Origin of the sequence: Pseudomonas sp. BSw22131, assembly GCF_026810445.1 — a bacterium.
Lineage (GTDB): Bacteria > Pseudomonadota > Gammaproteobacteria > Pseudomonadales > Pseudomonadaceae > Aquipseudomonas > Aquipseudomonas huanghezhanensis.
This window is the reverse complement of sequence record NZ_CP113949.1, coordinates 5,659,985-5,676,445: the sequence shown is the minus strand read 5'-3', so window position 1 is coordinate 5,676,445 and position 16,461 is coordinate 5,659,985. Positions and strand designations below refer to the sequence as shown.

At 58.6% G+C, this 16,461-nt stretch carries 15 protein-coding genes; 8 read left to right on the top strand and 7 right to left on the bottom strand.

The window, feature by feature from the left end; genetic code table 11:
- Positions 1-52: 52 nt before the first annotated feature.
- From OYW20_RS25670 to OYW20_RS25655, 4 genes are all read right to left on the bottom strand, one after another.
- A complete protein-coding gene (locus tag OYW20_RS25670) occupies positions 53-766 on the bottom strand; it encodes a PA5502 family lipoprotein (protein WP_268798652.1) in 714 nt (237 codons plus the stop codon).
- 155 nt (positions 767-921) lie between these two features.
- Complete coding sequence (gene znuB, locus OYW20_RS25665; protein WP_268798651.1) at positions 922-1,704, bottom strand: zinc ABC transporter permease subunit ZnuB; 783 nt, start codon at positions 1,702-1,704, stop codon at positions 922-924.
- Positions 1,697-2,491 (bottom strand): zinc ABC transporter ATP-binding protein ZnuC, encoded by a 795-nt coding sequence (znuC, locus tag OYW20_RS25660; protein ID WP_268798650.1) that lies wholly within the window; start codon positions 2,489-2,491, stop codon positions 1,697-1,699. The genes znuB and znuC overlap by 8 nt, the downstream gene beginning before the upstream one ends.
- Positions 2,491-2,973 (bottom strand): Fur family transcriptional regulator, encoded by a 483-nt coding sequence (locus OYW20_RS25655; protein WP_268798649.1) that lies wholly within the window; start codon positions 2,971-2,973, stop codon positions 2,491-2,493. The genes znuC and OYW20_RS25655 overlap by 1 nt, the downstream gene beginning before the upstream one ends.
- Before the next feature lie 67 nt (positions 2,974-3,040).
- On the opposite strand from OYW20_RS25655, the gene znuA reads away from it, so the two are divergent.
- Complete coding sequence (gene znuA, locus OYW20_RS25650) at positions 3,041-3,973, top strand: zinc ABC transporter substrate-binding protein ZnuA (protein WP_268798648.1); 933 nt, start codon at positions 3,041-3,043, stop codon at positions 3,971-3,973.
- A gap of 130 nt (positions 3,974-4,103) precedes the next feature.
- Here znuA and OYW20_RS25645 read toward each other — a convergent pair whose 3' ends face one another.
- Together OYW20_RS25645 and OYW20_RS25640 are read right to left on the bottom strand one after the other, a co-directional pair.
- Complete coding sequence (locus OYW20_RS25645) at positions 4,104-5,054, bottom strand: homoserine kinase (protein ID WP_268798647.1); 951 nt, start codon at positions 5,052-5,054, stop codon at positions 4,104-4,106.
- 33 nt (positions 5,055-5,087) lie between these two features.
- Positions 5,088-5,375 (bottom strand): DUF2782 domain-containing protein, encoded by a 288-nt coding sequence (locus OYW20_RS25640; RefSeq protein WP_268798646.1) that lies wholly within the window; start codon positions 5,373-5,375, stop codon positions 5,088-5,090.
- Between the two features lie 74 nt (positions 5,376-5,449).
- Here OYW20_RS25640 and polA point away from each other — a divergent pair, with 74 nt between their 5' ends.
- Positions 5,450-8,212 (top strand): DNA polymerase I, encoded by a 2,763-nt coding sequence (gene polA / locus OYW20_RS25635; protein ID WP_268798645.1) that lies wholly within the window; start codon positions 5,450-5,452, stop codon positions 8,210-8,212.
- A 313-nt stretch (positions 8,213-8,525) separates the two neighbouring features.
- Here the strand turns inward: polA and yihA are convergent, their stop codons facing one another.
- Positions 8,526-9,161 carry a ribosome biogenesis GTP-binding protein YihA/YsxC gene (gene yihA / locus OYW20_RS25630; RefSeq protein ID WP_268798644.1) on the bottom strand — a complete coding sequence of 212 codons (636 nt, stop codon included), beginning with the start codon at positions 9,159-9,161 and terminating at the stop codon, positions 8,526-8,528.
- Positions 9,162-9,386: 225 nt separating this feature from the next.
- On the opposite strand from yihA, the gene OYW20_RS25625 reads away from it, so the two are divergent.
- The 6 genes from OYW20_RS25625 to OYW20_RS25600 all read left to right on the top strand — a co-directional run bounded on the left by OYW20_RS25625 (position 9,387) and on the right by OYW20_RS25600 (position 16,453).
- Positions 9,387-10,004, top strand: a complete 618-nt coding sequence (locus OYW20_RS25625; RefSeq protein WP_268798643.1) for a c-type cytochrome — start codon at positions 9,387-9,389, stop codon at positions 10,002-10,004.
- A 194-nt stretch (positions 10,005-10,198) separates the two neighbouring features.
- A complete protein-coding gene (locus OYW20_RS25620) occupies positions 10,199-10,840 on the top strand; it encodes a thiol:disulfide interchange protein DsbA/DsbL (protein ID WP_268798641.1) in 642 nt (213 codons plus the stop codon).
- Between the two features lie 11 nt (positions 10,841-10,851).
- On the top strand, positions 10,852-11,733 hold the full coding sequence (locus OYW20_RS25615; protein WP_268798640.1) for an endonuclease/exonuclease/phosphatase family protein: 882 nt from the start codon (positions 10,852-10,854) through the stop codon (positions 11,731-11,733).
- The gene (locus OYW20_RS25610) at positions 11,730-13,871 is read left to right on the top strand and encodes a GGDEF domain-containing protein (protein ID WP_268798639.1); all 2,142 of its coding nucleotides are present in this window, start codon (positions 11,730-11,732) and stop codon (positions 13,869-13,871) included. The genes OYW20_RS25615 and OYW20_RS25610 overlap by 4 nt, the downstream gene beginning before the upstream one ends.
- Positions 13,872-13,976: 105 nt before the next feature.
- Entirely contained in the window at positions 13,977-14,753 is a 777-nt protein-coding gene (locus OYW20_RS25605; protein WP_268798638.1) for an N-acetylmuramoyl-L-alanine amidase, read from the top strand.
- 80 nt (positions 14,754-14,833) lie between these two features.
- A complete protein-coding gene (locus tag OYW20_RS25600) occupies positions 14,834-16,453 on the top strand; it encodes an EAL domain-containing protein (RefSeq protein ID WP_268798637.1) in 1,620 nt (539 codons plus the stop codon).
- The last annotated feature ends 8 nt before the right edge of the window (positions 16,454-16,461 follow it).

The window sequence follows — 16,461 nt, the reverse complement described above, 5'->3', positions numbered from 1 at the left end:
TCAAAAAAAGGCGCTGCCCCTGCGGGCAGCGCCTTTTTTATTGGCCTTCAGATCAGAGTTGCGCAGGCTTCAATATGATGTGAGCAGGCTCGTCCTTCTCAATCTGGCGACGCAGTTGCAGTTCGAAATCCGGATTGATCTTCACCACGCGCTTATGCAGCAACTTGGCTAACCACGGGTAGTCATCGACACGCGGTACCTGCAGCACAACTTCGCAGTTGAACGCTGTGGTGTCGGCAGCGATATCGTTCAGTTGGCGACGAAGTTGCTTCATATCGCCGATCTTCAGCGCGATAGTCGTGCTTTCAGCAGAAGGATCAATGACTTTGGCAATGCGTTTTGCCTCGGCAGCCTTGAGTTCGGCCTCGGCCTTCTCAAGCTCAGCTTTGCGGGCATTGGCGATGGCACCGTTGACGCCACTGGTCAGAGCAGGCGCTTTGGGCATCAAGGCGCGGGCACGGCTCAGTGCGGTGGCTGCGGCATTGACGTCGCCTTTCTGCAGCACGATCTGGCTTCGACTCAAATACGCCTCGGCCAGCTCTCGCTGGTACTGCTCAAGACGAGGATCGTCGGACGCTTTGGCCTGCAAGGCGGCGAGTTGATCCTCGGCAGTGGCTAATTCGCTGCTGGCGATATTTTTTTCCAGCTGTTGATAAGCGTCTGGCGGCGCAACCTGAGCGGGCGCTTCGACGGGCTTGCTCTGGCAGGCTGCCAACAGGATGGTAAATGCAGCAAGCAGCAGATAACGGGATGCGTACGGCTTCATTCCTGCGATTCTCTATTTGCGCAAAAAACGAGCAAGTCTACACATAAGTACCTTGCACCGAAAATAACTGATCACTGCATGACCGCCGGAGACCGTCATTGCATATTGCCGCTATTTATTATTGCCGAGTATGACCCTTCTTCCACCACAAGGTTCTACCGCTTGGGCAAAACGAAACTCAGCAGGAAGATCGCGGCCGCCGAGACCACGATTGACGGGCCTGCCGGGGTGTCTTTGAACCATGACATTGCCAGCCCGCCACACACCGCAACGACCCCGATCAAGCTTGCGCCCAAGGCCATCTGTTCAGGCGAACGGGCGTGACGTTGTGCCGCAGCGGCAGGAATGATCAACAGCGAAGTAATCAGCAGCACACCGACGATTTTCATGGCCACGGCGATCACCACTGCGATCAGCAGCATGAGCGTCATGCGCAGCGCTGCAACGGGCAGGCCTTCAACAGTCGCAAGCTCTTCGTGCACCGTGATCGCCAGCAACGGGCGCCACAGGGCGGTGATCAGTACAAGCACGGCGGCGCTGCCACCCAGAATCCATGCCAGATCGGTGGGAGTGATCGCCAGCAAGTCCCCAAACAGGTAGCCCATGAGGTCGATGCGAACATCACGCATAAAGCTCAACACCACAAGGCCCAGAGACAATGTGCTGGGGGCAAGAATCCCCAGCAGCGTGTCTGACGCCAGCGGTTGGCGTTGCTGCAACGTGACCAGCAGAATCGCCAGCAACAGACAGCCGACTGTCACTGCTATCGCGGGGCTTATGTCCAGCAAGAAGCCCATGGCAACGCCAAGCAACGCCGCATGAGACAGCGTGTCACCGAAATAGGCCATCCGCCGCCAGACCACGAACGATCCCAATGGACCTGCCACTACTGCCAAGGCCAGGCCTGCGAGCAAGGCGTACAGAAGAAAATCAGCCATGCTTGCAGCTATCTCCGTGGTGATGATGATTGTGGTCAGCTGTGACGGGCACAGCGGCGCAGACCTCACCGTGCAAATCGTGGGCGTGATCGTGGTTATGGTGGTAAATCGCAAGGTTCGGGGCGTTCTGGCCGAACAGCTCGACGAATGCAGGATCGTTGCTCACTTGCTCAGGGTGGCCTGAACAACAGACATGGCGGTTGAGGCACACCACTTGGTCGGTGGTACTCATCACAAGGTGCAAATCGTGAGAGACCATCAGCACGCCGCATTGATGACGGTCACGCAGTTGCGTGATCAGCGCGTACAGCTCGGCCTGACCTGCTACATCAACGCCCTGCACCGGCTCGTCGAGCACCAGCAATTCTGGTTTGCGCAACAACGCGCGCGCCAGCAGAACGCGCTGCATCTCGCCGCCGGAAATCCCCTGCAACGGGCTGTCGATGACCTTCTGCGCGCCGACTTCAGTCAACGCCGAAAGCGCGGTCGCCCGGTCCACCCTTGGCACCAGACGCAGAAACCGCAATACCGACAACGGCAGCGTGGCATCGATGTGCAGCTTTTGCGGCATGTAGCCGATACGCAATCTCGGTTTGCGCCACACGCTGCCTGAGTCCGGCTTGAGCAAGCCAAGGACCGCCCTTACCAGGGTTGTCTTGCCAGCGCCGTTGGGACCGATCAGCGTCACGATCTCGCCTGGTTTGACGCTCAGCTGAATGTTTTCCAGCACGCTTTGTCCGGCACGGGAGACCACGATATCGTTCAGGCGGATCAGCGCGTCGCTCATCAGGCGGCCTTGCAGCCAGTGCAGACGCCGACAATTTCAACCGTCTGGGTTTCGACGGCAAAACCGACTTCCTTTGCAGCGCTGACAATGGCTTCGCTGATCAAAGGGTGCTGCAACTCGATAGCGGCATGGCATTCGCGGCAAATCAGAAACTGGCCCTGATGCGCGTGAGTCGGGTGATTGCAGCCCACGAAGGCGTTGAGGGACGCAATGCGATGAACGAGACCGTTCTCCAGCAGGAAATCCAGCGCACGGTAAACCGTGGGCGGGGCTGCGCGGCGGCCGTCTTCCTCGCTCAGTACAGCAAGGATGTCGTACGCGCCAAGCGGTTTGTGACTTTGCCAAACCAATTCAAGCACGCGTCGACGCAGGGCGGTCAGGCGCAGACCTTTGCCTGCGCACAGCGTGTCGGCTTCGGTGAGGGCCGAATGCACGCAGTGAGAGTGATCGTGTGGGCGACTGGCCAAGGGTGTATTAGACATGGGCGGGCGACGACTTTTGAGAGAGACGTTATTATGTTACCCGTTCCTACCCTCATGAGTGGTCATCGTGTCCCGACTTTTTTTGATTTTTGTCGCATCCCTCATTGGATTGCTATCCGTTTCCAACGCTCAGGCCGAGGTTCGTGTCCTGACCAGCATTAAGCCTTTACAGCTGATTGCCGCTGCGGTGCAGGACGGTGTCTCGGTTCCAGAAGTGCTGTTGCCGCCAGGCGCATCACCCCACAACTATGCCCTGCGGCCTTCCGACATACGGCGGGTGCAGGAAGCTGATCTGCTGTACTGGATCGGCCCGGACATGGAAACCTTCCTGCCGCGTGTGCTCGCAGGTCGAGCTAAGGCTTCGACGCCTGTGCAGTCGCTGCCGGGCATGCATTTGCGGTATTTCGTGGCTGGCGCTGCGCACGATGACGCGGACGAAAACGCAGAAGCAGATGAGCATGACCACGATCACCGGCCGGGGAGCCTGGATGCCCACTTGTGGTTGTCATCGGTGAATGCCCGGGTGATTGCCGCCAGGATGGCGTCGGACTTGAGTGCGGCAGACCCAGCCAATGCCGCGCGCTATGAAAGCAACCTCAAGGCATTCAACGAGCGCCTGAACGCGACTGACGCGAAGATAAAGGCGCGCGTGGCGGGGATTGGTGACAAGAAGTATTTCGTGTTCCATGAGGCGTTCGACTATTTCGAAGAGGCCTACGGGCTTCAGCACGCAGGCGTCTTTACGGTCAGCAGCGAAGTGCAGCCCGGCGTACAGCATGTTGCACAGATGAGAAAGCGGCTCAAGGAGTTTGGAAAAACCTGCGTCTTCAGCGAGCCGCCGCTGCGCCCGCGGCTGGCAGAAACCCTCAGTGCGGGCTTACCGGTAAAGCTGGCAGAGCTGGACGGATTGGGCGGTTACACCCCGGCGTCGGCTCAGGGTTATGAGCAATTGCTGCAAAAGCTGGGGGATGATTTGGCGGGCTGTCTGGAGAGTTTGTAACGCGCTTGCTTTAGTACGAGCGAGCTTGCCCGCGATTGCGGTGGGTCAGATAAGTGGGTGCTCAATGATCTGACGCATTCGCGGGCAAGTCGGGATGCCGCCCACTCGCTCCTACAAAGACTGTCCGTTGCTACAGCGCAAACGGCAGTGGGATGTGCGTTTCCTGACGTTGCTCAAGACGCTCCTGGAATTCCATCGGGTCGTGAATCAGCACGTCCTGTCCGGCAAACAGCTCTGCGGCAATCAGGCGCGACAGCCAGAAGCGTATGCACGCGACCCGGAGCATCGTGGGCCAAAGCTCGGCTTCGGCAGCGGTGAAGGGACGCAAGCCAGCGTAAGCGCCCAGCAAGGCACGAGCGCGAGGCGCGTCGATTGTGCCGTCCTGATGGGAGCACCAGTCGTTTACGGCAATGGCCACGTCATACAGCATCGGGCCGGAGCAGGCGTTATAGAAGTCGATCACTCCAGTGAGATGCGTGCCTTCGAACAGCGTGTTGTCGCGGAACAGGTCCGCGTGCAGATTAGCCCGTGGCAAGGCCATGATCTTCGGCTGATGACGTTCGATTTCTTCCACCGACGCTTTCAACAGCGCGCCCTGAGTGTCGTCCAGGTGCGAGATAAAGTTGCGGCCCTCTTTCAACATCCAGTCCAGACCGCGATCGGTCCTGCGCTCCAGAACGTGCTCACGGGTGGCCTGATGCATGCGCCCCATCAGCTCGCCGATCTGAACGCAGTGCTGGGTGTTGGGCTGTGTCGGGTGCTTGCCCGGCAAGCGAGGCTGCAGCAGCGCCGGCTTGCCTTTGAGCTCACGCAGCGCTTGGCCATCAGTGGTGCGCAGGGCGTACGGAACCGGCAGATCTGCATCGTGCAGCACGTCCAGCAGCTCAATGAAAAACGGCATTTCCTGAACCGGACCGCGCTCTACGAGCGTCAGGACGAATTCGCCCTTTTCCATGCTGATAAAGAAGTTGGTGTTTTCACTGCCGGCGGCAATGCCCTGAAAGTCGCGCAAGTGGCCGAGCCCGTAGGGGGCGAGAAAAGCTTCCAGCTCGGGCCGAGCCAGGGGGGTAAAAACCGACATATGAAGACTGCCAAATAGAGTGAGTGTAAGGCGCTACCAGCTGAAAATTTCCCACTGGGGGATCAGCATGTCCGGTTGGTCAGAGCGGATGAACTGCGCGCTAGTGCCATCGGCGCGTACCAGAAAATACGGTTTACCATGCTTGGGCGTGATTTTGACCGCATACAGAAAACCGTTCACGCGATATTCCTGTATGAACCTGTCGCCGTCCTGGCGGATCGTGACGTCGGGCTCTGCCGAGGGCGCCTCATCGGCAGCCAGCGTTATCAGTGGGCAAACCGACAAGACGCTCGCCAGCAACAGGCGATTTAGCTTGCGCATGATAACCTTGCCCCTTTGTCGTCAACGGTTCGCGCATTCTAGCGCCGGACCCGCCGAAAAGGTTGATTCTGCCCATGAGCCAAGCCCCCCTCGTCCTGGTGGACGGTTCGTCTTACCTGTATCGCGCCTTTCACGCGCTGCCACCACTTGCCACGTCCAAGGGCCTGCCAACCGGCGCGGTCAAAGGCGTGCTGAACATGCTCAAAAGCTTGCGTCGTCAATACCCTGAAAGCCCGTTTGCCGTGGTATTCGATGCCAAGGGCGGGACGTTTCGTGACGAAATGTTCGCTGAATACAAAGCCAATCGCCCCAGCATGCCCGATGACATGCGCGTGCAGGTCGATCTGTTGCATGCCTGCGTTAAGGGCCTGGGCTATCCATTGCTGTGCGTCGAGGGCGTAGAAGCTGACGACGTGATTGGTACGCTGGCCCGCAGCAGCGCGGCAGCGGATCGTCCGGTAATCATCTCGACCGGCGACAAGGACATGGCGCAGTTGGTCGATGGACACATCACCCTGGTCAACACGATGACCGGTAGCGTAATGGACGTCGCTGGCGTGAAAGAGAAGTTTGGCGTCGGTCCCGAACACATCATCGATTACCTAGCGCTGATGGGCGACAAGGTCGACAACATCCCGGGCGTTCCCGGCGTCGGCGAAAAGACCGCTGCAGGCTTGCTGACCGGTATCAACGGCGGGCTGAAAGAGCTTTACGAGAACCTCGACAAGGTCGCGACGCTTTCCATCAGAGGGGCAAAATCGCTGTCTGCCAAGCTTGAAGATCACAGGGAAATGGCGTTCCTGTCGTACCAACTGGCAACCATCAAGATCGACGTGCCGCTGGATATCGAACTGGACGCCTTGCATTGCGCCGAGCCTGATCGCGACGCGCTGATGGCGCTGTACACCGAGCTTGAGTTCAAGAGCTGGATCGAAGACCTGCAGCGTGATGCCAGACAGGCCGGGCAGCAGATCGTGACCGAAGAGCCCGCGCCCGTTATCGAGGCACAATACGAACTGGTCCTTGAGCAGACGCAATTTGATGCCTGGCTGAAAAAACTCGAAGCCGCCGAATTGTTCGCCTTCGTCGTGCAGAGTAATGGCACCGACGCACAGCGAGCGCAGATCGTGGGTATTTCATTTGCCATCCAGACCCACGAAGCCGCTTACATCCCGCTGACCCACTCTTACATGGGCGTGCCGCAGCAACTGGACCGCGACGCGGTGCTCAAAGCGGTCAAGCCTATGCTGGAGGACGCGACCAAAATAAAGGTCGGCCAGCACGCCAAGTTCGCCATCAACCTGCTTGCAAACTGCGCTATCGACGGCGATCAGACGCAGGGCATTACTGTTCAGGGCGTGAAGTTCGACACCATGCTTGAATCGTATGTGCTCGACTCCACCGCAACCCGTCACGACCGTGACAGTCTCGTCGCCAAATACCTGAACCACACGCCCGTGAATTTCCAGGAGATTGCCGGCAAGGGCGCCAAGCAGCTGAGCTTCGATCAGATCGCTCTGGAGCAGGCTGGCGTTTACGCCGCAGAAGAGGTGGACCTGACGCTGCGCCTGCACGAAACCCTGCAAGCCAGACTGGCAGCCATTCCATCATTGGCGCCAGTGCTCAACGACATTGAAATGCCGCTGATGCCAGTGCTGGCGCGTATCGAGCGCCAGGGCGCGTACGTTGATGCCAAGCTGCTGGGCATTCAAAGCGTCGAGCTGGGCACCAAGATGACGGAGCTTGAGCGCGAGGCGTTCGCTATCGCCGGCGAGGAGTTCAACCTCGGCTCGCCCAAGCAGTTGGGCGTGATCCTGTATGAAAAACTCGGGCTGCCGATCATCAGCAAGACCGCGACCGGTCAGCCATCGACCGCAGAAGCGGTATTGCAGGAACTGGCCGAGCAGGACTTTCCGCTGCCCAAAGTGCTGATGCAGTACCGCTCGATGAGCAAGCTGAAAAGCACGTATACCGATCGCTTGCCGGAGCAGATCAATCCTCGCACCGGCCGCGTCCATACCTCCTACCACCAAGCGGTAGCGGTGACCGGACGCTTGTCTTCCAGTGATCCGAACCTGCAGAACATCCCGATTCGTACAGCCGAAGGGCGTCGGATTCGTCAGGCATTCGTGGCGCCCAAAGGCTACAAACTGCTCGCGGCGGACTACTCGCAAATCGAGCTGCGGATCATGGCGCATCTCGCCAAGGACGAGGGTTTGCTCCACGCGTTCCGCAACGACCTGGATGTGCACCGGGCGACGGCATCGGAAGTCTTCGGCGTTGAACTTGAAGGCGTGACCAATGACATGCGTCGCAGCGCCAAGGCGATCAACTTCGGACTGATCTACGGCATGAGCGCGTTCGGTCTGGCCAAGCAGATCGGCGTCGACCGCAAGCAGTCTCAGGCCTACGTGGACCGTTATTTCGCCCGCTATCCCGGCGTGCTGCAGTACATGGAGCGCACGCGCGCGCAGGCGGCCGAGCAGGGCTTTGTCGAAACGATTTTTGGTCGTCGCCTGTATCTGCCGGACATCAACGCGAAGAATCAGGCGCTGCGCAAGGGCGCCGAACGCATGGCGATCAACGCCCCGATGCAAGGCACTGCTGCGGACATCATCAAGCGTGCCATGGTGGCGGTGAATGGCTGGCTGGACGAATCAGGTCTGGATGCCCGGGTGATCCTGCAGGTACACGACGAACTGGTGCTGGAAGTGCGCGAGGACCTGGTCGAGCAGATCAGCAAGGACATCCGCGTTCACATGAGCGGTGCTGCGGAACTTGATGTGCCGCTGCTGGTTGAAGTGGGTGTGGGTGATAACTGGGATGAGGCACATTGATTGATTTTTGATCAGTGTGCGCTTCTGTGGGAGCTAACCGATTGGCGAGGCGTCTTCTGGGTGAAACCAGATCTGGCGCCTCGCGAATGAACTTGCTGTTACAGACCGGGACGTCAACGGGCACTAAATTCCAATACTTTTTGAACTCCGGGGCTATGCCCCGGTCAGAGCTAGCGAGTGGCGGACGTAGCCATTCATGCTCCTATGTTGTGTTAAGTGTTGGCAGATACCCGGACCCCTCCCTAGTGGCCCGGACTTATTACCCCGAACTTCCCCTCCCCACATGAAGTCCGGGGTTTTTTTTGCCTGCGATTTACTCGGCAGGCGCTTTGTCTTCCAGTTCCATCCAGTCGGCGAGAACCGTGTAAGCCTCTTCGAGCCCTAGACGCTTGGGTGCAGAGAACAGCTGGATGGTGACCGCATCACCCCAACCCTTGCGAATCTCGGCCTGCACCTTGAGCAGCGTGTTCTTGGCCGCGCCGAAGGTCAGTTTGTCGGCTTTGGTCAGCAGAATGTGCATCGGCATCTGACTGGCAATGGCCCAGTCCAGCATCAGCAGATCAAAATCGGTCATGGGATGGCGGATATCCATCATCAGGATCAGCCCCTTCAGACTTTCCCGGCTACCGAGGTATGCCTCGAGGTGACGCTGCCAGTGAAGCTTTAGCGGAATCGGGACTTTCGCATAACCATAGCCAGGCAGGTCGACCAGACGCCGCTCGTCGTCCAGACTGAAGAAGTTGAGCAACTGGGTGCGCCCAGGCGTTTTTGATGTACGCGCGAGGCTGGCGTGAGTCAATGTATTGAGAGCGCTGGATTTGCCTGCATTGGAGCGACCGGCGAATGCGACCTCGAAGCCTTCATCGTCGGGGCATTGATCGACTTTGGCGGCGCTGAGCATGAACTTGGACTGTTGGCACAGGCCGAGGATGGGATTCTTGAGTTGCATGAGATTTCCGGTGGGGAAGAGGCCGGTTGGTGTGCGGCAAGGTGGATCATTTCCGTTAAGTGGGGCGAGTATACACTTCAGCGCGGCGACAACCCGCCCCGGCCGTGATGCCACTGTTTGAGGCGTGCATAGGCTGCAGCAGCGAGGACTGCCGAACCATCACCCGTCAGGTGAAAGAGCAGGACCGTCATCCATATTTACCTTTTAGCCGTGTTGGATTAGTCAATGAACAAGCTATTCGTGAGTCTGCTGTTGGCGCTGGGCCTGTCGTGTTCAGCTCAAGCGGCAGATGGCGTGACGGGCGATGTGGCGGCCGGACAGGCGAAGACAGTTGTGTGTGGTGCCTGCCACGGTCCAGAGGGTAATAGCGTTGTGCCTAACTTCCCTAAGCTGGCCGGCCAGGGTCAGCGCTATTTGCTCAAACAGCTTCACGAAATCAAAGACGGCAAGCGCGTGGTGCTTGAAATGACCGGCCTGCTGAACACGCTTAGTGATCAGGATCTGGCCGACATGGCGGCTTACTATTCAGCCCAGAAAGGCAGCGTCGGTGCAGCCGATCCGCAGTGGGTGGCACGGGGTGAAGCGCTATTTCGCGGCGGCAAGCTGGATCAGGGCATGCCGGCATGTATCGGTTGTCACGCACCCGACGGCGCCGGGAACGCCGCGGCAGGGTTTCCGCACCTTGGCGGGCAGCACGCCGCTTACATAAAAAAACAGCTCACGGCCTTCCGCGAAGGTGAGCGTACCAATGACGGCGAGACGATGATCATGCGAGGCATCGCAGCCAAATTGAGCAACAAGGATATCGACGCATTATCGGCCTACATCCAGGGCTTGCATTAAGGCTGGATTAACTCGGGATGCCGTTTTTCATCTTCTGACATATACGTTAATGAATACTGTTCGGACGGGCGGAAAAGGGTAGCGAACGGCTGCCCTTTTTTCTGGCCGCAGGCGTTACACTTGCGAACTCACGCCTCCACGCCCGGTCGTATTCCGGTCGCGTATAGGCGACTTTTCATGCCCAGGAGTTAAGCATGCGTAATCTGATTCTCAGCGCCGCTCTGATTTTTACCAGTCTGTTTGGTTTGTCCGCCCAGGCCGCAGAGCCTATTGAGGCCGGCAAGCAGTACGTGGAGTTAAAAAGCGCTGTGCCTGTTTCCGAGCCGGGCAAAATCGAAGTCGTCGAGATGTTCTGGTACGGCTGTCCACATTGCTACGCATTCGAGCCCATTATTAATCCTTGGGTTGAAAAACTCCCCGCCGACGTTCACTTCGTTCGTATCCCCGCCATGTTCGGCGGCCCTTGGGATGCGCATGGCCAGCTATTCATTACTCTTGACACCATGGGTGTAGAGCACAAGGTTCACGCTGCTGTATTCGAGGCCATCCAGAAGGGCGGCAAGCGTCTGACCGACCCTAATGACATGGCTGATTTCGTCGCTACTCAAGGCGTTGACCGGACCAAGTTCCTCGAGACCTTCAACTCGTTCGCTGTAAAGGGCAAGATTGCCCAGTACAAGGAACTGGCCAAGAAGTACGAAATCACGGGCGTACCGACCATGGTCGTCAACGGCAAATACCGTTTCGACCTCGGCAGCGCTGGCGGCCCTGAGCAAACCCTGCAAGTTGCCGATCAGCTCATCGCCAAAGAGCGTGCCGCAGCGGCCGCCAAGTAAGCCGGCCTGCCATGGCGCGCTGGGGCAGTACTGAACGCATCGTTGGCCGGCCCTCGGCCAAGGTCAACGAGCGGCACTTGCAAGAGACGGGATTGCCAGCTGACGGTCGGCTTCGTCTTTTGAGTTTCAATATCCAAGTGGGGATCAGCACCGAGCGCTATCGTCATTACCTGACCCGTGGCTGGCAACATTTGTTGCCGCACACCGGGCGAGCGAGCAATCTGCAAAAAATTGGCGACCTGCTGGGCGATTACGATTTTGTCGCCCTTCAGGAGGCCGACGGTGGCAGCCTTCGATCCGGTTACGTCAATCAGGTCGAGCACCTCGCTCATCTCGGATCCTTTCCATACTGGTATCAACAACTCAACCGCAACCTCGGCCGCTTCGGTCAGCACAGTAATGGCGTGCTCAGCCGGCTCAAGCCGTGGGAGATAGAAAACCACCCGCTGCCAGGCCCTTCCGGACGCGGCGCTATTCTCGTGCGATTCGGCGAAGGGCCTGATGCCTTGGTCATCGTGGTCATGCACCTGGCACTGGGTGCGCGCACTCGTACTCGGCAACTGGCTTACATCCGGGAGCTCATCGGTGGCTATCGTCATCAGGTGCTAATGGGCGACATGAACACCCACGCCTCTGACCTGCTGGAGCTTTCGCCGCTTCGCGATCTTGGTCTGCTGGCGCCGCAGATTGAAGCCACGTTCCCCAGCTGGCGCCCTCAGCGCTGCCTGGACCACATCCTTCTGAGCCCTACCCTCACGCTTGAAAAAGTGCAGGTGCTGGCTCAGCCCATTTCCGATCATCTGCCGGTTGCGGTGGAGATTCGCTTGCCGGCCTCATTAATTGGGGACTCCCTGCCGATAACAAGCTCATCTCCTGCCGGACCCGTGGAATGAGCGACGAAGCACAGCGCTGGAAAGAAAAGTACCTCAAGAGCATTGATCAGCAAGACAAGTTGGAGCGCCGCTGGAATGCGCGTCTCGACTTGTTGCGCCATGGTCTTGTGCGCAGCAGCCTTGCCGCCGAAGGTGCAGACAAGGCCGTGGATCAGTGCATGAAGGAAATGCGCGAAATCGTGCGCAAGGACGACATGGACGCTGGCCTGGCTGCGCTGATTCCGCGTCTCGAAAAAGCAGTTCTGGATTCCGAGCAGCGGCGCGAGCAGCGCGTCGAGCAAATGGGTGCTGCGCTCACATCCCTGGTGACGCAACTTCAAGCGTTGCCGTTGCCCAAAGAGGTGAGCCGGCAGCTCAAGCGCCTTGCGAAAGGGCTTGATGAGCGGATCAATCAAGCACGCGAGTTACCGCTGTTGCTGGATGAACTCAGCGGCCTGCAGGGGCAGGCGCTGGCGCTTATGGAGCGGCCCGAGCTCGCCGCTCGTCCCGGTTTTCTGCAGCGCTTGTTTGGTGGTCGCGAGGCTGACCCCCAAGACGCTCCCCTTGAGACCGCCGCCTTGCCTCAGTGGACCAACGAGGCGCCTGTTCAAGCGCAACCGGCTCCCAGGGTGGCAGCCGAGGTCGAGCCTCAAACCGTGGTCTCTGTTGAGCCACAGACCATTGAGGACAACACGCAAAGCATCCCGGCCCGCGTCGATACAGAAGCCAATATTTCGCCAGCCGATGAGGTGCCGCTGGCTCCACTCGACGCCAAAGCTCAGGAAGCGCTTGAGTCCGACCCTATTCCTATGCCAGCAGCAGACGAAGCCCAGCAACCGCAGCATCGGGTTGACGTGCCTGACAGCGCTGACCAGGCCGGAGGCATTGATGTTGTTGGAGACGTTACTGACGGTGTTGATCCAGTCGCGGTAGACGATGCCCCAGTGGCTGTTGCTGATCAGTTATCCGATGAGCCCGCCGCAGATTCAGCGCCAGTCGAACTGACTCAAGGCCAGACGGATAACCTAGACGACGCAGAATCAGAAGCAGAAGCAGAGGTTGCAGGTGCAGAAGAAGACGGTCCGTACGCATTGCCTTCTTCCCCGGAGCCCACGTACAGCTCGGTCGCCACGCACATAGAGCAAACCCTTCTAGGCCTGCTGGACGAGCTATCGCTGCCGGAACATCACCGGCCTCAGGCGGAAGCGATGCGTGTTCGGCTGGAAAATGGTCTTAACTGGTACGAATTACTGCCGATCCTCGACGATCTGGCAGTGCTTATGCTCGCCATCACCGACAGCGGGCAGCATGAGTTCGAGATTTACCTCAAGCAATTGAACGACCGCCTCGAGTCGTTTCAAAGCAATTTGCAGGCAGCAAGCGCCGACCATGCCGACACGCAGTCGGCTTCTCGACAGCTAAACGATCAACTGCGTGAGCATGTCGGTGGATTACAGAGCAGCGTGCAGGACGCGGCCGATCTGAACAGCCTGAAAACCATCCTGGAAAGCCGGCTCGAAAGGCTGATCGGTGCCATGGATCAGCACCAGCAAGAGCGCGACGAGCGTGAGCATGAGGTCGCCAGCAAACTGCAATCGCTGGTCGGTCGTGTCGCAACCATGGAGCAAGAGGCTCAGAGTTTCCGCACGCACTTGGAGGAGCAGCGGCAAAAAGCGCTCATCGACACGCTCACCGGTCTGCCCAACCGTGCCGCCTGGAGTGAGAGACTCGAGATTGAGATCACGCAGCTGCAGAAAAGCCGTGGCAGCCTGCTGATGGGCATTCTGGACTTGGACCATTTCAAGCGGATCAACGACGGATACGGCCATCTTGCGGGCGACAAGGTGCTGAAGCTGATTGCATCGCAGCTAAGAAGGCAACTGCGCCCCCATGACTTCATTGCACGGTATGGTGGCGAGGAATTTGTGTTCCTTCTGCCTCATACCTCCATGGAGGACGGATTGGCGTTGCTGGAGCGTCTGCGCGCGACTATCGAGCAGTGCCCCTTCCACTTCAAAGGGGAGCCGGTGACGATCACTGTCTCGATGGGTATTTCCACTTTCAAGCTGGGTGAGCGCAGCGATCTGGTACTCAAGCGGGCGGACGAGGCGCTGTACCGTGCCAAAGGCGAAGGTCGTAACCGGATAGAACAAGGCTGAAGGCGGCTCAAACGTAAGTGGATGTTTCATTTTCGTCATTCTTTGAGCGAGCTGTAGACCTTACGTTATGCTATTGCATTACTTGCCTATGTGTTCTGCCTTGATATGAAGCTGATTTGCTCTGTCTTCCTGCTCCTTCTGCTGACCGCCTGCTCCAGTGGGCCAAAGCTCGACACGAGTCACCCCTCGGTCAACTTCGACAATCGTGCGCAGTTTGTGGTGGTGCATTACACCTCGGCGTCGCTTGAGCGCTCTCTCCAGTTATTGACCCATGGCGAAGTCAGCAGCCACTACCTGATCGGGGATGGGCCTGCGACCATCTACAAACTGGTCGACGAAAACAAACGCGCCTGGCACGCCGGTGAAAGTGAGTGGGAAGGCCGGACGTGGCTCAACTCAAGTTCAATCGGTATCGAGATCGTCAACCCTGGCTACACGGACACGCCGACCGGCAAGCTTTGGTATCCGTATTCTGAAGCGCAGGTTCAGGCGTTGATCGTCCTGCTCAAGGACATCACCCAGCGTAACCACATAGAACCCCGCCATATCATTGGTCACAGCGACATTGCGCCGTTGCGCAAACTTGATCCCGGCCCGCTATTTCCATGGAAGCGTCTGGCGCAAGAAGGCTTGGGCGTGTGGCCCGAAGAGCAGCGTGTGGCGCAGTTTCAGTCACAAATGATGGGGGTCGTTCCCAGTGCTGTCTGGTTCCAGCAACAGCTCGCGTTGCTCGGTTATCCAACACCCCAGACCGGCGAGTTCGACGTTGCCACGCGTCACGTACTGGCCGCTTTCCAGATGCACTACCGACCACAGAAATTTGACGGCGAGCCTGATTTGCAAAGCGCAGCTATCCTTCAGGTACTGAATTTCAAGAAATAATTCTCTCGGCCCATCGGTTTTCGATGGGCTATTTGCGTGCTTGTTGCTATACCTCACTGGTGTTCCACGGGATACAACCGATGTTGATGGCAACAACGCCGCTTCGCTCAATCCTCTACCGTCCTTCGCTGCTGGCTCTGCTAGCGGCGTTATTGAGCGCTGTTGTGCTGCTGGCCGGCAGTTTTGGGCTAGCGATGCATCAGGCTCGGGTGGCAGAACGCGCGCAGATGAACGCCCAGGGTGAGCGGTTTCTGGTGCGGCTTGAGCAGTTGTTTGGCCAACTCCGCACCGGGCTGGATCAGCTTGAAGCTCAGCCAATACGCAATTGCAGCGCACAGCTGGTTGATCGTTTGCGCGACGTCAACGCGCGATTTCGCTTCATTTACGAAGCTGCGTTTGTCAGTGACACGCAGTTCTGCTCCAGCTGGACCCGCCAGAGCATGATCGGCAAGCTTCGCGGGCCGGATATTCGTGGCCCCACTTACGACTACTGGCTCAACACGTCGACGGAACAAGACGACAACCTCGCGTCACTCATGCTCGGGCGCGGCGATTTTCGAGTATCGACCTCTCGCGGGCACCTGACCGATGTCGTGGACTTGCCGCCTGGCGCCAGCCTGATCGTCGTCTTGAACAAGGGCGCCAAAGCCATTCCGGTACTGGGTCCGACGCAGCTCTTGCCGCCCACCGACGACTGGTCGTCAACCTCCGTGGAAACGCTCATCACGACGCAGGACCAGTTGATCTACCGCATGCCCACGCAAAGTCCCGAGTATCAGTTGGTACTGGTGACACCACGCAGCGGTCTGCAAGAGAAAATCACCGGCGCGTGGTGGTTATTGGTACCGGCCAGCCTGCTGATGTCTTTATGCATCGGCGTGCTCGTGCTGCAACTGGTTCGCCAGCGTCAGTCATTGGGCGGCGAGCTACACGGGGCCCTGCGCCGGGGCGAATTGAAAGTGCTTTACCAGCCCATCTTCGATCTCAATACACGCATCTGCGTCGGTGCGGAGGCACTGGTGCGCTGGCGCCGGCCTGACGGGACGCTGACCAGCCCCGACCTGTTCATTCCGCTCGCTGAAAACACCGGGCAAATTCGTCAGATCACCGATTTTGTGCTTCAGCAGTTACTCGAACAGCTGGGCCACGTGTTGCGCGCCAATCCGCATTTGTACATATCGGTCAACCTCGCCGCGTGCGATGTGATGGCGCCGAGGATTGGCCGGGTGACCGCCAGGCTGTTGGCGCTGCACCGGGTTGCACCCCGGCAGATTGCGTTCGAAGTCACTGAAAGGGGGTTGATCGACGTGGTGGTCGCTCGCAATCATCTGCAAGGGCTTCGTGATCGGGGCCACCAGGTGCTGATCGATGATTTCGGTACCGGTTACTGCAGCCTTGCCTATCTGCAGACGCTGCCTGTGGATTGCCTGAAGATCGACAAGGCGTTCATCGACGCGCTAGGGCATGACGCTGCCAGCAGTGGCGTGGCACCGCACATCATTCGAATGGCGCATGCGTTACAACTGCGGGTGATTGCCGAGGGCATTGAGTTTGAGTCGCAGGCGCTGATGCTGAAAAGCGAAGGGGTGATTTACGGTCAGGGTTGGCTGTTTGCCAGGCCGCTGACAGCCAGGAAGTTTACCGAGCTGATCACTGGAGGGCGGCGCAGCGCGGGTCGCCGAACGGACGACGTGGCCTGAGGTGCTGC